A 1,437-nucleotide genomic window follows, 5' to 3' on the forward strand; every position below is an offset into this window, starting at 1 on the left:
AGTAGTGCCCCATAGAGTGGTGTAACTCGGTGGCCGAGTTCGTTATCGACGTCGTGTCGTTAACGGATGCAGAGCGGCCACCGCGTGATCCTTCGAGTCAACCTTCCACAGAATCCTCGAGGAGTCATCGCGATGACCGCACCCCATATTGTCGACCCTGCAGGCCTTCTTGGCCAAGCCCTCGCAGACGCGTCACCAGATCTGATGCGTGAACTGCTGCAAACCATGATCAACGCGCTGCTATCGGCCGATGCCGACGCGGTCTGCGGAGCCGAATGGAACCAACGCACACCAGAGCGCACCAACCGCCGCAACGGCTACCGCCACCGGCCACTGGATACCCGCGTCGGCACCGTCGACGTCGCCATTCCCAAGCTACGTTCGGGCAGCTACTTTCCCGAGTGGCTCCTCGAACGCCGCAAGCGGGCCGAGTCAGCACTGATCACCGTCGTGGCCGACTGCTACCTCGCTGGAGTCTCGACCCGCCGGATGGACAAGCTGGTCAAAACTCTCGGCATCGACTCGCTGTCGAAGTCACAGGTCTCACGCATGGCCACCGACCTCGACGAACAGGTCACAGCGTTCCGCCATCGTCGCCTCGACGAGGTCGGGCCGTTCACCTTCGTCACCGCCGATGCGTTGACGATCAAAGTCCGCGAGAACAAGCAGGTCGTCAAAGCCGTTGTCCTGCTGGCCACCGGTGTCAACGGCGATGGCCACCGCGAGGTGTTGGGCATGCAAGTAGCGACCAGCGAAACCAAAGCCTCCTGGAACACCTTCTTCGCCGATCTGGTCGCCCGCGGGCTGGGCGGGGTGCGTCTGGTGACCTCTGATGCCCACGCCGGACTGGTCGAGGCGATCGCGGCGAACCTGCCCGGCGCCGTGTGGCAACGGTGCCGTACCCACTACGCGGCCAACCTGATGGCGGTGTGCCCCAAGTCCATGTGGCCGGCGGTCAAAGCGATGCTGCACAGCGTTTATGACCAGCCCACCGCCACCGCCGTGCACGAGCAGTTCGACCGACTCCTGGAATACACCGAAGGCAGACTCCCCAAGGTTGCTGACCATCTCGGTGACGCTCGAGAGGACCTGTTGGCCTTCACAGGCTTCCCCGATGACGTGTGGCGACAGATCTGGTCCAACAATCCCACCGAACGACTCAACCGCGAGATCCGCCGCCGCACTGACGTTGTGGGTATCTTCCCCAACCGTGACGCCATCATCCGACTCATCGGCGCGGTCCTGGCCGAGCAGACCGACGAGTGGACCGAAGGCCGCCGATACCTCGGCCTCGAGGTCCTCAACCGATGTCGACTGACCCTGACCACCGACACCACCACAACACCGGAGGCCACTACCGACCCGCTGATCGAACTGCCTGCCTGAAAGCCCGACGAAGGATCAGAAACGAGTTACACCACTACCTGGGACTTGACC

Annotated in this window: 1 protein-coding gene; it reads left to right on the forward strand. The window is 62.9% G+C overall.

Features of this window, described 5'->3' with window-relative positions:
• Positions 1-132: 132 nt before the first annotated feature.
• Positions 133-1,386, forward strand: coding sequence for an IS256 family transposase (locus ABFT43_RS22620; RefSeq protein ID WP_347962474.1), 1,254 nt, complete (start codon positions 133-135; stop codon positions 1,384-1,386).
• The last annotated feature ends 51 nt before the right edge of the window (positions 1,387-1,437 follow it).

Source organism: Gordonia aurantiaca (assembly GCF_039939235.1).
GTDB lineage: Bacteria > Actinomycetota > Actinomycetes > Mycobacteriales > Mycobacteriaceae > Gordonia.

Bases quoted from the DNA above. Each gene is read 5' to 3' on its own strand.
- ABFT43_RS22620 (WP_347962474.1), top strand. From the start codon at position 133: ATGACCGCACCCCATATTGTCGACCCTGCAGGCCTTCTTGGCCAAGCC.